At 70.8% G+C, this 14,708-nt stretch carries 17 protein-coding genes; 16 read left to right on the top strand and 1 reads right to left on the bottom strand.

What is annotated here, in order from left to right:
* The first annotated feature begins 154 nt into the window (after positions 1-154).
* From ACQGNW_RS10120 to ptsP, 12 genes are all read left to right on the top strand, one after another.
* Positions 155-1,165: a KpsF/GutQ family sugar-phosphate isomerase gene (locus tag ACQGNW_RS10120; RefSeq protein ID WP_426663027.1), complete on the top strand. Its 1,011-nt coding sequence runs from the start codon at positions 155-157 to the stop codon at positions 1,163-1,165.
* A gap of 80 nt (positions 1,166-1,245) precedes the next feature.
* Positions 1,246-1,794 (top strand): KdsC family phosphatase, encoded by a 549-nt coding sequence (locus ACQGNW_RS10115; RefSeq protein ID WP_426663026.1) that lies wholly within the window; start codon positions 1,246-1,248, stop codon positions 1,792-1,794.
* A complete protein-coding gene (lptC, locus tag ACQGNW_RS10110) occupies positions 1,791-2,399 on the top strand; it encodes an LPS export ABC transporter periplasmic protein LptC (RefSeq protein ID WP_426663025.1) in 609 nt (202 codons plus the stop codon). The genes ACQGNW_RS10115 and lptC overlap by 4 nt, the downstream gene beginning before the upstream one ends.
* Positions 2,359-2,949: a lipopolysaccharide transport periplasmic protein LptA gene (lptA, locus tag ACQGNW_RS10105; protein ID WP_426663024.1), complete on the top strand. Its 591-nt coding sequence runs from the start codon at positions 2,359-2,361 to the stop codon at positions 2,947-2,949. The genes lptC and lptA overlap by 41 nt, the downstream gene beginning before the upstream one ends.
* A 2-nt stretch (positions 2,950-2,951) precedes the next feature.
* Positions 2,952-3,671: an LPS export ABC transporter ATP-binding protein gene (gene lptB, locus ACQGNW_RS10100; protein WP_426663023.1), complete on the top strand. Its 720-nt coding sequence runs from the start codon at positions 2,952-2,954 to the stop codon at positions 3,669-3,671.
* An 82-nt stretch (positions 3,672-3,753) separates the two neighbouring features.
* On the top strand, positions 3,754-5,223 hold the full coding sequence (locus ACQGNW_RS10095; protein WP_426663022.1) for an RNA polymerase factor sigma-54: 1,470 nt from the start codon (positions 3,754-3,756) through the stop codon (positions 5,221-5,223).
* Between the two features lie 133 nt (positions 5,224-5,356).
* Positions 5,357-5,680, top strand: coding sequence for a ribosome hibernation-promoting factor, HPF/YfiA family (gene hpf / locus ACQGNW_RS10090; protein ID WP_426663021.1), 324 nt, complete (start codon positions 5,357-5,359; stop codon positions 5,678-5,680).
* Positions 5,681-5,814: 134 nt separating this feature from the next.
* Complete coding sequence (gene hprK, locus ACQGNW_RS10085) at positions 5,815-6,765, top strand: HPr(Ser) kinase/phosphatase (RefSeq protein WP_426663020.1); 951 nt, start codon at positions 5,815-5,817, stop codon at positions 6,763-6,765.
* A gap of 4 nt (positions 6,766-6,769) precedes the next feature.
* The gene (rapZ, locus tag ACQGNW_RS10080) at positions 6,770-7,672 is read left to right on the top strand and encodes an RNase adapter RapZ (RefSeq protein WP_426663019.1); all 903 of its coding nucleotides are present in this window, start codon (positions 6,770-6,772) and stop codon (positions 7,670-7,672) included.
* A gap of 39 nt (positions 7,673-7,711) precedes the next feature.
* Entirely contained in the window at positions 7,712-8,104 is a 393-nt protein-coding gene (locus ACQGNW_RS10075) for a PTS sugar transporter subunit IIA (RefSeq protein ID WP_426663018.1), read from the top strand.
* An 8-nt stretch (positions 8,105-8,112) separates the two neighbouring features.
* Positions 8,113-8,382, top strand: a complete 270-nt coding sequence (locus ACQGNW_RS10070; RefSeq protein ID WP_426663017.1) for an HPr family phosphocarrier protein — start codon at positions 8,113-8,115, stop codon at positions 8,380-8,382.
* Positions 8,383-8,525: 143 nt separating this feature from the next.
* Positions 8,526-10,256 carry a phosphoenolpyruvate--protein phosphotransferase gene (gene ptsP / locus ACQGNW_RS10065; protein WP_426663016.1) on the top strand — a complete coding sequence of 577 codons (1,731 nt, stop codon included), beginning with the start codon at positions 8,526-8,528 and terminating at the stop codon, positions 10,254-10,256.
* A 49-nt stretch (positions 10,257-10,305) separates the two neighbouring features.
* On the opposite strand, the gene ACQGNW_RS10060 is transcribed toward ptsP, so the two are convergent.
* Entirely contained in the window at positions 10,306-11,013 is a 708-nt protein-coding gene (locus ACQGNW_RS10060) for an AraC family transcriptional regulator (RefSeq protein WP_426663015.1), read from the bottom strand.
* A gap of 132 nt (positions 11,014-11,145) precedes the next feature.
* Here ACQGNW_RS10060 and ACQGNW_RS10055 point away from each other — a divergent pair, with 132 nt between their 5' ends.
* Genes ACQGNW_RS10055 through ACQGNW_RS10040 form a run of 4 tightly spaced genes read left to right on the top strand, consistent with a single transcriptional unit; the run spans position 11,146 to position 14,705 of the window.
* The gene (locus ACQGNW_RS10055; protein WP_426663014.1) at positions 11,146-12,087 is read left to right on the top strand and encodes a proline racemase family protein; all 942 of its coding nucleotides are present in this window, start codon (positions 11,146-11,148) and stop codon (positions 12,085-12,087) included.
* The gene (locus tag ACQGNW_RS10050; protein ID WP_426663013.1) at positions 12,084-13,196 is read left to right on the top strand and encodes an NAD(P)/FAD-dependent oxidoreductase; all 1,113 of its coding nucleotides are present in this window, start codon (positions 12,084-12,086) and stop codon (positions 13,194-13,196) included. The genes ACQGNW_RS10055 and ACQGNW_RS10050 overlap by 4 nt, the downstream gene beginning before the upstream one ends.
* A complete protein-coding gene (locus ACQGNW_RS10045) occupies positions 13,193-13,438 on the top strand; it encodes a 2Fe-2S iron-sulfur cluster-binding protein (protein ID WP_426663012.1) in 246 nt (81 codons plus the stop codon). The genes ACQGNW_RS10050 and ACQGNW_RS10045 overlap by 4 nt, the downstream gene beginning before the upstream one ends.
* Complete coding sequence (locus ACQGNW_RS10040) at positions 13,431-14,705, top strand: FAD-dependent oxidoreductase (RefSeq protein WP_426663011.1); 1,275 nt, start codon at positions 13,431-13,433, stop codon at positions 14,703-14,705. Before ACQGNW_RS10045 ends, ACQGNW_RS10040 begins: the two co-directional genes overlap by 8 nt.
* Positions 14,706-14,708: the final 3 nt, after the last annotated feature.

Here is a 14,708-nt window from a genome sequence, read left to right as displayed (position 1 = left end):
GGGCTTCCACGGGCTGGGGCGGCGACGCGGCCGGTAGCGGCCATCGCGTCGACGTGTGACGTTAAAATGCGAATATGCCATGGTAATGGAAATCCCCTGTCGCAGAAACGACAGTGCCCCGCCACGGGCATTCCCGCGCCCCGACCGAGCCGACATGAACCCACGCCCCGCCCCGCACGCCGCCATCGAACCGCAGCCCGACGCCATCGTGCGCAGCGCCCGTGCCGTGATCGCCACCGAGGCGGCCGCGATCGCCGGGCTGGAGCCGCGCATCGACGGCGATTTCGTGGAGGCCTGCCGGCTGATCCTGGCCTGCCGCGGCCGCGTGGTGGTCACCGGCATGGGCAAGTCCGGCCACGTGGCGCGCAAGATCGCCGCCACCCTCGCCTCCACCGGCACCCCGGCGTTCTTCGTGCACCCGGGCGAGGCCAGCCACGGCGACCTCGGCATGATCCAGCCCGACGACGTGGTGCTGGCGCTCTCGTACTCCGGCGAAACCGACGAGGTGCTGTTCATCCTGCCAATGATCAAGCGCCAGGGCATCCCGCTGATCGCTATCACCGGCAAGCCCGCCTCCTCGCTGGCCAGCCAGGCCAACGTACACATCGACGGCAGCATCAGCAACGAAGCCTGTCCGCTGGGCCTGGCCCCCACCACCAGCACCACCGCCGCGCTGGTGCTCGGCGACGCGCTGGCGATCGCGCTGCTGGAGGCGCGCGGCTTCACCTCCGACGACTTCGCGCGTTCGCACCCGGCCGGCAGCCTCGGCCGCCGCCTGCTGCTCAGGATCAGCGACGTGATGCACTCGGGCGACGACGTGCCGCGCGTGCCGCCCGAGGCCAGCCTCACCGCCGCGCTGGTGGAGATGACCCGCAAGCACCTGGGCATGACCGCGGTGGTGGACGCCGAGGGCCGCCTGCTCGGCGTATTCACCGACGGCGACCTGCGCCGCGCGCTCGACGACGAGGACGTGAACCTGCGCGGCGCCACCGTGGCCGAGCTGATGACCCGCGGCCCCAAGACCATCGGCCCCGACCGGCTGGCCGCCGAGGCCGCCCAGCTGATGGAAAAGCACCAGATCCACGCCCTGCTGGTCGTCGACGACGGGCGCCGGGTGGTCGGCGCGCTGAACATTCATGATCTGCTCCGGGCGCGTGTCGTCTGATTTGCCTGCCGATTCGCTTCGGCGAATCGGCAAATCAAACACGCACGCTCTTGACTCTTGCCCAGCCCGAACGCCGAACCGTGTCCACCGACTATCTCGCCAACATCCCCGTCGACATCCTGACCCGCGCCGCGAAAATCCGCGTGGCCGCCTTCGACGTGGACGGCACGCTCACCGACGGCCGCCTCTGGTATGGAGAGGACGGCCGCGAGACCAAGGTGTTCCACGTGCATGACGGGCTGGGCCTGAAGCGGCTGCAGGCGAACGGCGTGCAGGTGGCGCTGATCACCGCGCGCATCAGCCACCCGGTGGCGCTGCGCGCCGAGGAGCTGGAGATCGCCCACGTCTACCAGGGCCAGGGCGACAAGCGCGCCTGCCTCGAGGCCCTGCTGGAAGCACTGAACCTCGCGCCCGCGCAGGCCGCCTTCGTCGGCGACGACCTGCCCGACCTGCCGCCGATGCGCCTCGCCGGCCTCGCCGTGGCGGTGGCGAACGCCCACCCCTGGGTGGCCGAGGCCGCGCACTGGCAGACCCGTCTGCCCGGCGGGATGGGCGCGGCGCGCGAGGCCTGCGACCTGATCCTGCATGCGCAGGGCAAGAGCGCCGCCGAGCGGGAGCGCTGGCGGTGATCGGCCGTCTGCGCCGCTGGCTGCGCGACCGCAAGCTGGCCAGCGCGACCGTGGTGGTCGCACTGGGTGCGGGTTTCGCCCAGCTGCTGCTGTGGTGGATGGGGCCGGCGCCGAAGCCGAACGACTTCGTGGGCCCGCCGCGCTCGGGCTACACCCTCACCAATTTCAGGTTGTGGTCCTACAACCCGGAAGGGCAGCTCGCGTTCCGGATGCAGGCGCCGCACCTGGAACGCCGCGAGGGCGACGACTCGCTGTACATCAATTCGCCCGTGTTCGACCTGTCCTCCAGGAAGCCCGGCGTGCCGGACTGGCACGGCCAGTCGCTATACGGCTGGGTGGACAAGAGCGGCACCCTGATCAAGCTGCAGGGCCCGGTGACGATGCACCGCCCCGCCTGGGCGGACACCGCCGCCACGGACCTGGTCACCTCCGACGTCACCGTGTGGCCGAAGGAAAACCGCATGGTGACCGCCGCCCCGGCGCAGATGACGCAGGGCGCCAGTAGAATGGACGGCGTCGGCATGCGTGCCAGCCTCAACGACAATCACCTGGAGTTGCTCGACAATGTCCACGCCACGTTCCCGCCGCGCAGGCGCAAGTCGTAAGTCCGCCGCCGGCCTGCTCGCCGTGGCCGCGCTGGCGCTGCTGCCCGCGCTGGCGCTGGCGAAGAAGTCCGACCGCCAGCAGCCGATGAATGTCGAGCACGCGGATTCGTTCGACGGTACCTATGCACCCAACAGCACGGTCAAGCTGCGCGGCCATGTGACGATCACCCAGGGCACCATGAAGATCACCGGCGACCTGGCCACGGTGCATTTCGACGCCGACCAGAACGTCGACCACGTGCAGGTCACCGGCGCGCCCGCGCACATCCAGGAACTGGACGACAGCGGCAACCTGATGACCGGCGACGCCGCCCAGCTCGACTACGACAACGTCAACGGCATCGCCATGCTCACCGGCAAGGCGGTGGTCAAGCAGCAGGGCCGCGGCGAGGCGCACGGCGACAAGCTCACCTACAACACCCAGACCAGCGAGATGACCGGCAGCAGCAGCGGCGACAACGCCGTGCACATGACCTTCCTGCCCAAGCCGAAGAAGGAGCAGCCGGCGCCCGCCGCTCCCGCACCCAGCGCGTCGGCGGGCGGCAGGTAAGCATGCTTTCTGCCGAAGGTCTGCAGAAGAGCTTCAAGTCGCGGCAGGTGGTGCGCGACTTCGGCTTCTCCATCCGCGAGGGCGAGGTGGTCGGCCTGCTCGGTCCCAACGGCGCCGGCAAGACCACCTGCTTCTACATGGTGGTGGGCCTGATCGAGGCCGACGGCGGCACGATCAAGCTGGACAAGCAGGACATCACCGGCCTGCCGATGCACCTTCGCGCGCGCCTCGGCATCGGCTACCTGCCGCAGGAAGCCTCGGTGTTCCGCCGGCTCAGCGTGGCGGACAACATCATGGCCGTGCTGGAGCTGCGCGAAGGCCTCACGCCCCAGCAACGCGACAGCGAGCTGGAAAGCCTGCTGGACGAGCTGAAGATCGCCCACATCGCCGGCCAGAAGGGCATCAGCCTGTCCGGCGGCGAGCGCCGCCGCGTGGAGATCGCCCGCGCGCTGGCCGCGAACCCGCGCTACATGCTGCTCGACGAGCCGTTCGCCGGCGTCGACCCGATCTCGGTGGGCGAGATCCAGCGCATCGTGCGCCACCTCAAGGAACGCGGGATCGGCGTGCTGATCACCGACCACAACGTGCGCGAAACCCTGGGCATCTGCGACCGCGCCTACATCCTCAACGAGGGCGAAGTGCTGTCGCGCGGCACGCCCGCGCACATCCTCGCCGACGAGAAGGTGCGCGAGGTCTACCTGGGCCGCGAATTCCGGCTGTGACGCAGTCTTCACGGCGGCGCGCGGCTATGGCCGCCCCCGCCGGCTGCGGGTAGGATGGGGTCATCCCAAGCAACTGGCCGGCATGAAACCCGCACTGCAATTCCGCCTCCATCAGCAGCTCACCCTGACGCCCCAGCTGCAACTGGCGATCCGCCTGCTGCAACTGTCGCAACTGGAGCTGGAGGCCGAGTTGCGGCAGCTCGCCGAAGGCAATCCGCTGCTGGAATTCGCCGACGAGAGCGAGGACGAGGCCACCACCGACGAGGCCGCGCCCGACGCCGAGTACGTGCAGGTGCCCGGCCCCGCCGAAACCCCTTCCACCGAACGTGGCGTCGATGGCGACGATGGCGCCGACTGGAGCGATGACGGCGGCGGCAGCGCGGAGACCCCGATCGACTTCTCCAACGGCGGCGGCAACAGCGGCGCCGCGCGCGGCGACGAGGATTTCGAGCCGCAGAACGCCGCCCCCGAAACCCTGCAGCAGCACCTGCTGTGGCAGCTCAATCTCGCCGGCTTCAACCCGCGCCAGACCGCGATCGCCACCGTGATGATCGATGCGCTGAACGCCGACGGCTACCTCGCCGACGGCATCGAGGCGGTGCGCGCGGCACTGCCGGAGAACCTCGCCGCCGATCTCGACGAGATCGAGGCGGTACGCCGCCGCCTGCAGGGTTTCGACCCGCTGGGCGTGGCCAGCCTGGACCTGCGCGACTGCCTGCGCAGCCAGCTGCAGCAGTTCGATGCCGACACCCCGCAGCGCGGGCTGGCGCTCGCCATCGTCGACGGCGAGCTGGAGCTGCTCGCGCGCAACGACATCGCGAAGCTGGCGCGCAAGCTGCGCGCCAGCGAGGACGAGGTGGCCGCCGCCGCCGCGCTGATCCGCAGCCTCGATCCGCGCCCCGGCGCGGCGCTGGACACCACCCCGGTGGAATACGTGGCGCCGGACGTCTACGCCGTGCGCGAGGCGGGTCGCTGGCAGGTGCGCCTGAATCCGGACGCGCAGCCGCGGCTGGGCCTGAACCAGCACTACTGCAACCTGATCGCCCGCGCCCGCGGCGAGGACGCCAGCTGGATGAAGGGCCAGCTGCAGGAGGCGCGCTGGCTGCTCAAGAGCCTGGAGTCGCGTGCCGAAACGCTGCTGAAGGTGGCCGGGGCGATCGTGCGGCGGCAGAGCGCGTTCCTCGACTACGGCCCCGAGGCGATGCATCCACTGGTGCTGCGCGAGGTGGCCGAGGAGGTCGGCATGCACGAATCCACCATCTCGCGCGTCACCACGCGCAAGTACCTGCACACGCCGCGCGGCACCTTCGAGCTGAAATACTTCTTCTCCAGCGGCGTTTCCACCGAGGACGGCGGCAGCGCCTCGGCCACCGCGATCCAGGCCATGCTGCGCAAGCTGATCGAGGCGGAGGACCCGCGCAAGCCGCTGTCCGACCAGGCGCTGGCGGAGGAACTGAAGGGCAAGGGCATCCAGGTGGCCCGGCGCACCGTGGCCAAGTACCGCGAGGGGCTGCGCATCCCCAGTTCCAGCGAACGCCAGAGGATCGGCTGAACGGGGAACTTGCCTGCCGCGAAAACGCTCCCATGTCTGAAAGCGAAGGATGATCGACGACACGTTCCGGCTTCGTCCGTAGCGCGTCCATCCCGCCGCGAAACGCGGCAAGCACCACCAGAGGAGGCGTACCATGCAATTCCAGCTCAGCGGCCAGCAGATCGAAGTCACCCCCGCGCTGCGCGCACACGTCGAATCCAAGCTCGACCGCCTCCATCGCCTCGATGACAAGCTGATCAGCCTCGCCGTGGTGCTTTCCGTGGACAAGCTGCGGCACCGCGCGGACGCCACGCTCGGCGTCACCGGCGCCACCCTGCACGCCGAGGCGGCCGAGGCCGACATGTACGCCTCCATCGACATGCTGTTCGACAAGCTGGTCAACCAGCTGCGTCGTCACCGCGAAAAGATCGTCGACAAGCATCAGCGCGCGGTGCGCGAGGAGCGCCAGTACGGCTGATGCACTCCCCCGCAGGCCGCCCGGCACCGGGCGGCCTGCCCTCCCTCCGGAACACTCACACGGCCCAAGCTGGCACAATGGCCCAGCCCCGCCGCGCTCCCGACCGGCGACGCGCGACGCAAAGGACCGAAGGCTTGGACCGGCTCACCGCACGACAACTCTACGACGGCGTCAACGAACGCATGGTGCTGCGCTGGCTGGCCGGCATGCGCGGCGAATCCCGCGTGCTGGAGCCCGGCGCTGCACAGGCGCGCCGCCCCTCGTTGATCGGCTACCTCAACGTCATCTACCCGAACAAGATCCAGATCATCGGCTCGGAGGAGCTGAACTTCCTCGACGGCCTGGATTCGCGCCAGCGCTGGGAGGCGATCCACAAGATCGCCGCCAGCAAGCCGGTGGCGCTGATCGTCACCAGGGACCAGCCGGTGCCGCCGGACCTGCGCGAGGTGGCGGAGGAAACCGATACCCCGCTGTGGGTCAGCGCCAAGCGCGGCCACGAACTGCTGACCTTCCTGCAATACCACCTGGCGCGCCAGTTGGCGGCAAAGACCACCCTGCACGGCGTGTTCCTGGAAGTGTTCTCGATCGGCGTGCTGATCACCGGCGAGGCCGGTTCCGGCAAGAGCGAGCTGGCGCTGGAACTGATCAGCCGCGGCCACCGGCTGGTGGCCGACGATGCCACCGAGTTCACCCTGATCGCGCCCGACGTGATCGACGGCAGCTGCCCCGAGCTGTTGCAGGACCTGCTGGAGGTACGGGGACTGGGCGTGCTCAACGTGCGCGAGATGTTCGGCCAGATGTCGGTGAAACCGTCCAAGTACCTGCGCCTGGTGATCCACCTGAAACCGCTGCGCGAGGGCGAGGACATCGATGCGCTGACCCGCCTCACCGGCGACATCGGCCACCGCGAGGTGTTCGACGTCAAGGTGCCGATGATCACCATCCCGGTGGCGCCCGGCCGCAACATCGCCGTGCTGGTCGAGGCGGCGGTGCGCAGCCACGCGCTGAAGAGCAAGGGCATCGATCCCGCACAGACCTTCATCGACCGCCAGGCGCACCAGCTGCGCCGACTGCCGCCATGGTGACGCCGTGAACGAAGACCATTCGCCGCCGACCACTCCCTACACCGACCCGCACGAGACCCACCTGGTCGTGCTCACCGGCATGTCCGGCGGCGGCAAGACGGTGGCGCTGCGCGCGCTGGAGGACCTGGAGTTCTACTGCGTCGACAACCTGCCGCCGTCGCTGCTGCCGCAACTGGTGGACGCGGCGGGCCGCGGTGCCGGCCGGCACCGGCGCATCGCGGTGGGCGTGGACGTGCGCAACCGCGGCGCCGACTTCGAACAGCTGCCGACGATCCTCTCGGGACTCGCCGCGAGCGGCGTGCAGCTGCACCTGATCTTCCTCGACTGCCGCAACGAGGTGCTGCTCAAGCGCTACTCGGAAACCCGCCGCCGCCACCCGCTGGCCACGCATGGCATGTCGCTGGCCGACGCGATCGGCAAGGAGCGCCGCCTGTTGCGTCCGCTGATGGCGATCGCCGAGAAGGTGATCGACTCCAGCGAACTAAACGTGCACCAGCTGCGCCGCCTCGTTGCCACCGGCTACGCGCAGGCCACCGAGGGCATGACCCTGATGTTCCAGTCCTTCGCGTTCAAGCGCGGATTGCCGCTGGACTCGGATTTCGTGTTCGACGCGCGCTGCCTGCCCAACCCGCACTGGCAGCCGGAACTGCGCCCGCTCTCCGGCAAGGACGCCCCGGTGCGCGCCTACCTGGAGGGCGAGCCGCTGGTGGCCCAGTACCTCGCCGACACCACGCGCTGGCTGGACGCCTGGCTGCCCCGCTTCGAGCAGGACGACCGCAGCTACGTCACCATCGCGATCGGCTGCACCGGCGGCCGGCACCGCTCGGTGTACCTGGTCGAGCAGCTCGCCGCGCACTACCGCGCAGCGCGCGAGGGCGTGCTCACGTTCCACCGCGAGCTGGACTGAAGCCATGGCCGTCGCATGCATGCAGGCAGGTCCGCGGCCATGAGCGTGGGCGTGCTGCTGATGACCCACGAGGCGGTCGGCCAGGCGCTGATCTCCGCCGCGCACCACGTGATGCCGAAGCTGCCGCTGCAGGTGGACGCGGTGGAAGTGCCGCCGCAGGCCGACCCCGACGTGATGCGCGCGCTCACCGCCCGCCACGCGCGTGCGCTCGACCAGGGCGAGGGCGTGCTGGTGCTGGCCGACCTCTACGGCGCCACGCCGTGCAACATCGGCCTTTCGCTCAGTTCGCTGGGCGTGCGCCTGCGCTGCGTCTCCGGCCTCAACCTGCCGATGCTGCTGCGCGTGCTCAACTACGCGGAAAAACCACTGGACGAACTGGCCGAGATCGCGGCAAGCGGCGGCCGCGGGGGAATCTTCATCGACCATGCCTGATGCCGAACATGCTTGAACAAGAAATCGTCGTCTCCAACAAGCTCGGCCTGCACGCCCGCGCCTCGGCCAAGCTGGTGCAACTCGTGCAGGGCTTCAAATCCACCGTCTGGCTGGTCAGCAAGGGACGCGAGATCAACGCGCAGAGCATCATGGGCGTGATGATGCTGGCCGCCGGCATCGGCACCCCGCTGACGGTGCGCGCCGAGGGTCCGGACGAGCAGGCGGCGCTGGAGGCGGTGGTGGCGCTGTTCGACCGCAAGTTCGACGAGGGAGCCTGAGATCGCATGGGAGTCGGGAACAGGGAACCGGAAACGGCGAACGCCGGTGGCACGGCGTCGGCGGCGCGCGCCGCGCGCCCGCACGCGGCATCCCTGGCCGTGGCCCGCGACCGGATTGCCGGGCCCGTGCGGGGGAGCGTCCGATGAGGCATGTCCTGCCCGGCACCCAGGCTTCGCGGGGCATGGCACTGGGCCGCGCACGGCTGGTGCAGCCCAGCCGCTACGCGGTGGATACCCGTCCGCTGGCGGAAGAGGAAATCGGGCCGGAGCTCGAACGCCTGCACAGCGCGCTGGACACCGCGCGACAGGAACTGCACGAGCTGCGCGGCAAGCTGCACGGCGCGCTGGCACGCGAGGTCAACGAATTCATCGACGCGCACAGCCTGCTGCTGGACGACGCCGAGCTGCTGCGCGGCCTCGACGACCTGGTGAGGATCGGCCATTACCGCGCCGGTGCCGCGCTGAAGAAGCAGCGCGACAAGCTGGCCGCGGTGTTCGAGGCGATGGACGACCCGTACTTGCGCAGCCGCAAGGAGGACATCGACCAGGTGATCGCCCGCGTGGTCTCCGCGCTGCAGCGCCAGACCACCGCCGAGGAGCGCAAACTGGCCGCGCGCGTGGGCGAGATCCTGGTCGCCGACACCATCGCGCCCGCCGACATGGCCCAGCTCGCCGGCAATGGCCTGCTGGGCGTGGTCGCCAGCTCCGGCAGCGCGTACTCGCACAGCGCGATCCTCGCGCGCAGCCTCGGCCTGCCGATGCTGGTGGGCGCGCGCGACGCGCTGTCGCTGCTGCACGATGACGACCTGATCCTGCTCGACGCCGAGCGTGGCGAGGCGATCGTGCACCCCACCGCACAGGACCTCGCCCGCTACCGCGCCTGGCAGCGCGAGGCCGCCGCCGAAGGGCGCCGCCTCGCCACGCTGGCGAACGCGCCCACGCGCACCCGCGACGGCGTGGCGATCCGCCTGCTGGCCAACGCGGAGACCGCCGCCGACGTGGCATTGGCGCGCACCCGCGGCGCCGACGGCGTGGGCCTGTACCGCACCGAATTCCTGTTCCTGCGCCACAAGGGCCTGCCCTCGGAGGACGAGCAGTTCATCGCCTACCGCGACCTGGTGCTGGGCATGGGCGGCCTGCCGGTGACCATCCGTACGCTCGACCTCGGTGCCGACAAGGCCGACGCCGCGGGCCTGGTGCTGCGCGGCGAGGACAACCCCGCGTTGGGCGTGCGCGGCGTGCGCCTGTCGCTGCGCTATCCCGCCGTGTTCACCACCCAGATCCGCGCGATCCTGCGCGCCGCCTGCTACGGCCCGGTGCGCGTGCTGGTGCCGATGGTGACCCAGCCGGACGAGCTGATCGCGGTGCGCACGCTGTTCAAGCTCGCGCGGCAGGACCTCAAGCGCGACAGCATCGACCTGCCCGAGAAGTTGCCGCTGGGCGCGATGATCGAGGTGCCCGCGGCGGCGATCAACGTGCGCGCCCTGCTCGAACACGCCGACTTCCTCGCCATCGGCACCAACGATCTCGCCCAGTACGTGCTCGCCGCCGACCGCGGCAACGACGCGCTGGACAACATCTACACCCCGCTGCAGCCGGCCCTGCTGCGCCTGCTCTCGCACGTGATCGGCGCGGGCCGCCGGGCGGGCAAGTCGGTGAGCCTGTGCGGCGAGATCGGCGGCGATGTCAACTTCACCGCGATGCTGCTCGCGCTCGGCCTCAACGAATTCAGCATGCATCCCAGCCAGCTGCTGCTGGTGCGCGACCGCCTCGCCACGCTCGACCATGCCACGCTGCGCGGCCACGCCACCCGCCTGCTGCGCGCCTTCACCCACGAGCAGGTCGCCGCGCTGCTGGCGCAACTGGGCGAGTAGCGGCGATACGCCGGCTTGCGGTCGGCACGACCACCCCGAACCACTCCGTTCACGACGCCGCGGTCATGTTCCGGTAGTCGCGCGGCGACATGCCCACCGTGGCCTTGAACTGGCGCGCGAACGAACTCTGGTCGGCGAAGCCGCAGGCCAGGCCGATCGCCGCCACGCTGTCGTCGCCCTGCAGCATGCGCATCGCCGCCTCGATGCGCAGCTTGGTCAGCACCTGCTGCGGCGTGAGCTGGAACACCCGCCGGAAATGCCGCTCCAGCTGCGCCACCGAGAGCTCGGCCAGTCCCGCCAGCGTCGCCACGCGGATGCTCTGCGCATAGTGCTCCTGCATGTAGGCGAGCACGCGGCGCAGCCGCAGGTAGGTCGGATGGCGGCCGTCCGGCTGCCCCAGGTCGCGCGAGATGCCGACCACGCCGCGGACGTCGCCGTCCTGCTGCAGCGGGCGCTTGCAGGTCAGGCACCAGCCCGGCGCACGGTTCGCGAAGATGTGCACCTCAAGCTGGTTCTCGATGACCTCGCCGTCCAGCACGCGCCGGTCCTGCGACGCATACGAGCCGCCCATGGTGGCCGGGAACAGCTCGGTCACGCTGCGGCCGATCACGTCCTCGCGGCGCTTGAGGCCAAGCCGGCGCACCAGGGTGAGGTTCGCATGCGTGTAGCGGCCGGCGGTGTCCTTCACGAAGAACACCACGTCGGGCAGCGCGTCGAACAGCGCCTCCAGCTCGTTCGCCGAGATTTTCACTTCCATCGCGCAACTCCGGCAGGTGCCTGGGAGGACGGCACGGCCGGCCTCGGCACGGAGGCGGAGTATGCAGATTTCCGCATCGGCGGACCACAAGAGTCCCTAGACGTCCTTTCGCGGCGGGGCCAGCATAAGCGCATGACTACGATAGACGTGATCGACTCGCATACCGGCGGCGAGCCCACCCGTGTCGTCATCGGCGGGTTCCCGGACCTGGGCAACGGCTCGTTGATGGAACAGCGCGAGCGTTTCCGCCGCGACTACGACCGCTGGCGCAGCGCCATCGCCTGCGAACCGCGCGGCTCCAGCACCGTGGTCGGCGCCCTGCTGGTGCCGCCGCAGAGCGTGGACGCCTGTACCGGGGTGATCTTCTTCAACAACGTCGGCTACCTCGGCATGTGCGGCCACGGCACCATCGGCGTGGTGCGCACGCTGCAGCACCTGGGCCGCATCGGCCCTGGCAGGCACCACATCGACACGCCGGTGGGCACCGTGGGCGCGGAGCTGCACGAAGACGGCCGCGTCACCATCGACAACGTGGAAAGCTATCGCCACGCCGCGGGCGTCGGCGTCGACGTGCCGGAATACGGCCGCGTCACCGGCGACATCGCCTGGGGCGGCAACTGGTTCTTCATCACCCACGACACGCCACTGCCGCTGGAGATCCGGCACCAGCGCGCGCTCACCACCTACACCGAGGCGATACGCCACGCGCTGGAAGCGGACGGCATCACCGGCGCGGAAGGCGGCGAGATCGACCACATCGAGGTCAACACCGGCTCGCCGATGGCCGGCATGGATGGCCGGAACTTCGTGCTGTGCCCCGGCCTCGCCTACGACCGCTCGCCCTGCGGCACCGGCACCAGCGCCAAGCTGGCCTGCCTGGCCGCCGACGGCAAGCTGGCGCCGGGCGAGACCTGGAAACAGGAGAGCATCCTCGGCAGCGTGTTCGAAGGCCGCTACACACACGGCGAGCGCGGGGTGCGCCCGCAGATCACCGGCACCGCCTTCGTGGTGGCGCGCAGCACGCTGCTGTTCGACGAAGCGGACGCCTTCGCCTGGGGCAGTGGCGCGGAATGAATGGCACCGCCGCCACCTTCGACCTGATCGTCGTCGGTGCCGGCATCGTCGGCGCCAGCTGCGCCGATGCCGCCAGCGCGGAAGGCATGCGCGTGGCCATCGTGGAGCCGGGTCCGGTCGGCGGCGGCGCCACGGCGGCGGCCATGGGCCACCTCGTCGCGATGGACGACGATCCCGCCGAACTCGCGCTGGCCCACTACTCGCTGGGCCTGTGGGAAGCGTTCGCCGATCTCGAGGAAGCCGAATTCAGCCGCTGCGGCACCTTGTGGGTGGCGCGCAACGACGACGAACTCGGCGCCGCCGGCCAGCGCATCGCGCGCCTGCGCGCCGTCGGCATCGAGGCCCGGCTGCTCGATGCCGCGGCACTGTACGAACGGGAACCCGCGCTGGCGCCGGGGCTGGCGGGCGGCATGCTGGTGTCCCGCGAGGCGGTGGTGTATCCGCCGCGCGTCGCCAGCCACCTGGTGCAGCGCGCGCAGTCGCGCGGCGCCCGGCTCCACGCGGGCCGCCGGGTGCACTCCCTGCAGCGAGGTGGTGCGCTGCTCGACGACGGCACGCACCTGTGCGGCCCGGTGCTGGTGGCCACCGGCTGCGCGCTGCCCGCCCTGCTGCCGATGCTGCCGATGCGCGCGCGCAAGGGGCACCTCGTGATCACCGACCGCTATCCCGGCCTCATCCGCCACCAGTTGCTGGAACTCGGCTATGCCGACAGTGCCCACGGCGATGCCGACAGCAGCGTGGCGTTCAACGTGCAGCCGCGGCCGACCGGGCAGATCCTGATCGGCTCCTCGCGCGAATTCCACGCGAACGACGCCGCCGTCTCGCCGTCGATGGTGCAGCGCATGCTGGAACGCAGCTTCGCCTTCGTGCCCAGCCTGCGCGGACTGCAGGCACTGCGCATCTGGACCGGCTTCCGTCCGACCACGCCGGATGGACGTCCATATCTCGGCGTCGTGCCAGGCGCCGTCGACCAGTGGGTCGCAGCCGGCCATGAAGGCCTGGGCGTCACCACCGCGCTGGGCAGCGCGAAACTGATGATCGACCTGATCCAGGGCCGCCGGCCCGCCATCGATCCCGCGCCCTATGCGCCGCAGCGGATGGCCGCATGAGCGGGCTGGTGCGGCTGGTCGTGAACGGCCGTCCGGTGGAGGTGCCCGCCGGCGCCAGCGTCGCCGCGGCGGTGGCGCACGTCACCCCGCATCTCCGCCGCTCGGTGGACGATGCGCCACGCGCGCCGCTGTGCGGCATGGGCGTGTGTTTCGAGTGCCGCGTGCGGGTGGACGGCGTAGCCCACGTGCGCGCGTGCATGACGCCGGCCGGCGAAGGCATGCAGGTGGTCACCGATGCGTGAGCATTACGACGTCCTCGTGGCGGGCGCGGGCCCCGCCGGCCTTGCGGCGGCGCGGGCCGCCGCATCGCGCGGCGCGCGCGTGGGCCTGCTCGATGCGCAGCCGCGTGCAGGGGGGCAGGTCTGGCGGCACGACGTGCGCCTGCCGGCGCCGCGCGCGGCACGCCACGCCATCGACACACTGCGGCGCGTCGAATTGCTGGCGCGCCACAGCGTGGTCGCCGCGGAATCGGCGGCACTGCGCGTGGAAACGCCGCAGGACTCCCGGCTGCTGTCGTACGGCGCGCTGGTGCTGGCCACCGGCGCACGCGAACTGCTGCTGCCCTTCCCTGGCTGGACGCTGCCCGGCGTGACCGGCGCCGGCGGCCTGCAGGCCCTCGCCAAGCAGGGCTGGCCCGTCGCCGGCAAGCGCGTCGTGGTCGCCGGCAGCGGGCCGTTGCTGCTGGCCGCCGCGGATACCTTGCGCAAGCATGGCGCGCAGGTGCTTGGCATCTGCGAGCAGGCCTCCGCCAATGCGGTCCGCTCCTTCGCCTGGCAACTGCGCCGGTGGCCCGCCCGCACCTGGCAGGCCGCCGGCTTGCGCCTGCGCCTTGCCGGCGTGCCGTATCGCTTCGGTTCCTTCGTGCGCGAGGCGATCGGCGACGGCACCGTGCGCGGCGTGGCGATCGAAGCGCCCGGCGGCGTGCAGCGCGTCGAGTGCGACCTGCTCGCCGTGGGCTACGGGCTGGTGCCCAATACCGAACTGGCGTCGCTGCTCGGTTGCGCCCTCGACGACGCGGACACCCACCCGCGCGTGCAGGTCGACGCCCTGCTGCGCACCAGCGTGGCCGACATTTACGCCGCCGGCGAAGCCTGCGGCATCGGCGGCCTGGCGGTGGCGCGCATCGAAGGCGCGATGGCCGGCCACATGGCGGTCGGCGACATCGCGTCCGCCAACGCCTTGCTGCCGCGGCGCGACCGCGCGCGGCGCTTCGGTGCGCTGCTGGCCCGGCACTTCGCGCTCGATCCGCGCCTGCGCACGCTGGCCGACGACCACACGCTGGTCTGCCGTTGCGAAGACGTCCGCCTGGGCGCCCTCGCCGGCTTCGGCGACGCCCGCACCGCCAAGCTCGCCACGCGTTGCGGCATGGGCGCCTGCCAGGGCCGCATCTGCGGCACCGCGCTGGCCGAACTGGGCCGCTTTCCCCGCGACGGCGAGCGCCCGCCCGTTTTCCCCGCCCGCCTGGCCACGCTGGCCGGGCTTGCCGCCCTTCCTTCTGACGACGCATGACGA

This window comes from Rhodanobacter aciditrophus (assembly GCF_050026795.1).
Lineage (GTDB): Bacteria > Pseudomonadota > Gammaproteobacteria > Xanthomonadales > Rhodanobacteraceae > Rhodanobacter_A.
This window is presented reverse-complemented; position numbering and strand designations above follow the sequence as displayed.

Bases quoted from the DNA above. Each gene is read 5' to 3' on its own strand.
- ACQGNW_RS10120 (WP_426663027.1), top strand. From the start codon at position 155: ATGAACCCACGCCCCGCCCCGCACGCCGCCATCGAACCGCAGCCCGAC.
- lptA (WP_426663024.1), top strand. From the start codon at position 2,359: ATGTCCACGCCACGTTCCCGCCGCGCAGGCGCAAGTCGTAAGTCCGCC.
- lptB (WP_426663023.1), top strand. From the start codon at position 2,952: ATGCTTTCTGCCGAAGGTCTGCAGAAGAGCTTCAAGTCGCGGCAGGTG.
- ACQGNW_RS10095 (WP_426663022.1), top strand. From the start codon at position 3,754: ATGAAACCCGCACTGCAATTCCGCCTCCATCAGCAGCTCACCCTGACG.
- hpf (WP_426663021.1), top strand. From the start codon at position 5,357: ATGCAATTCCAGCTCAGCGGCCAGCAGATCGAAGTCACCCCCGCGCTG.
- ACQGNW_RS10075 (WP_426663018.1), top strand. From the start codon at position 7,712: ATGAGCGTGGGCGTGCTGCTGATGACCCACGAGGCGGTCGGCCAGGCG.
- ACQGNW_RS10070 (WP_426663017.1), top strand. From the start codon at position 8,113: ATGCTTGAACAAGAAATCGTCGTCTCCAACAAGCTCGGCCTGCACGCC.
- ptsP (WP_426663016.1), top strand. From the start codon at position 8,526: ATGAGGCATGTCCTGCCCGGCACCCAGGCTTCGCGGGGCATGGCACTG.
- ACQGNW_RS10060 (WP_426663015.1), bottom strand. From the start codon at position 11,013: ATGGAAGTGAAAATCTCGGCGAACGAGCTGGAGGCGCTGTTCGACGCG.
- ACQGNW_RS10055 (WP_426663014.1), top strand. From the start codon at position 11,146: ATGACTACGATAGACGTGATCGACTCGCATACCGGCGGCGAGCCCACC.
- ACQGNW_RS10050 (WP_426663013.1), top strand. From the start codon at position 12,084: ATGAATGGCACCGCCGCCACCTTCGACCTGATCGTCGTCGGTGCCGGC.
- ACQGNW_RS10045 (WP_426663012.1), top strand. From the start codon at position 13,193: ATGAGCGGGCTGGTGCGGCTGGTCGTGAACGGCCGTCCGGTGGAGGTG.
- ACQGNW_RS10040 (WP_426663011.1), top strand. From the start codon at position 13,431: ATGCGTGAGCATTACGACGTCCTCGTGGCGGGCGCGGGCCCCGCCGGC.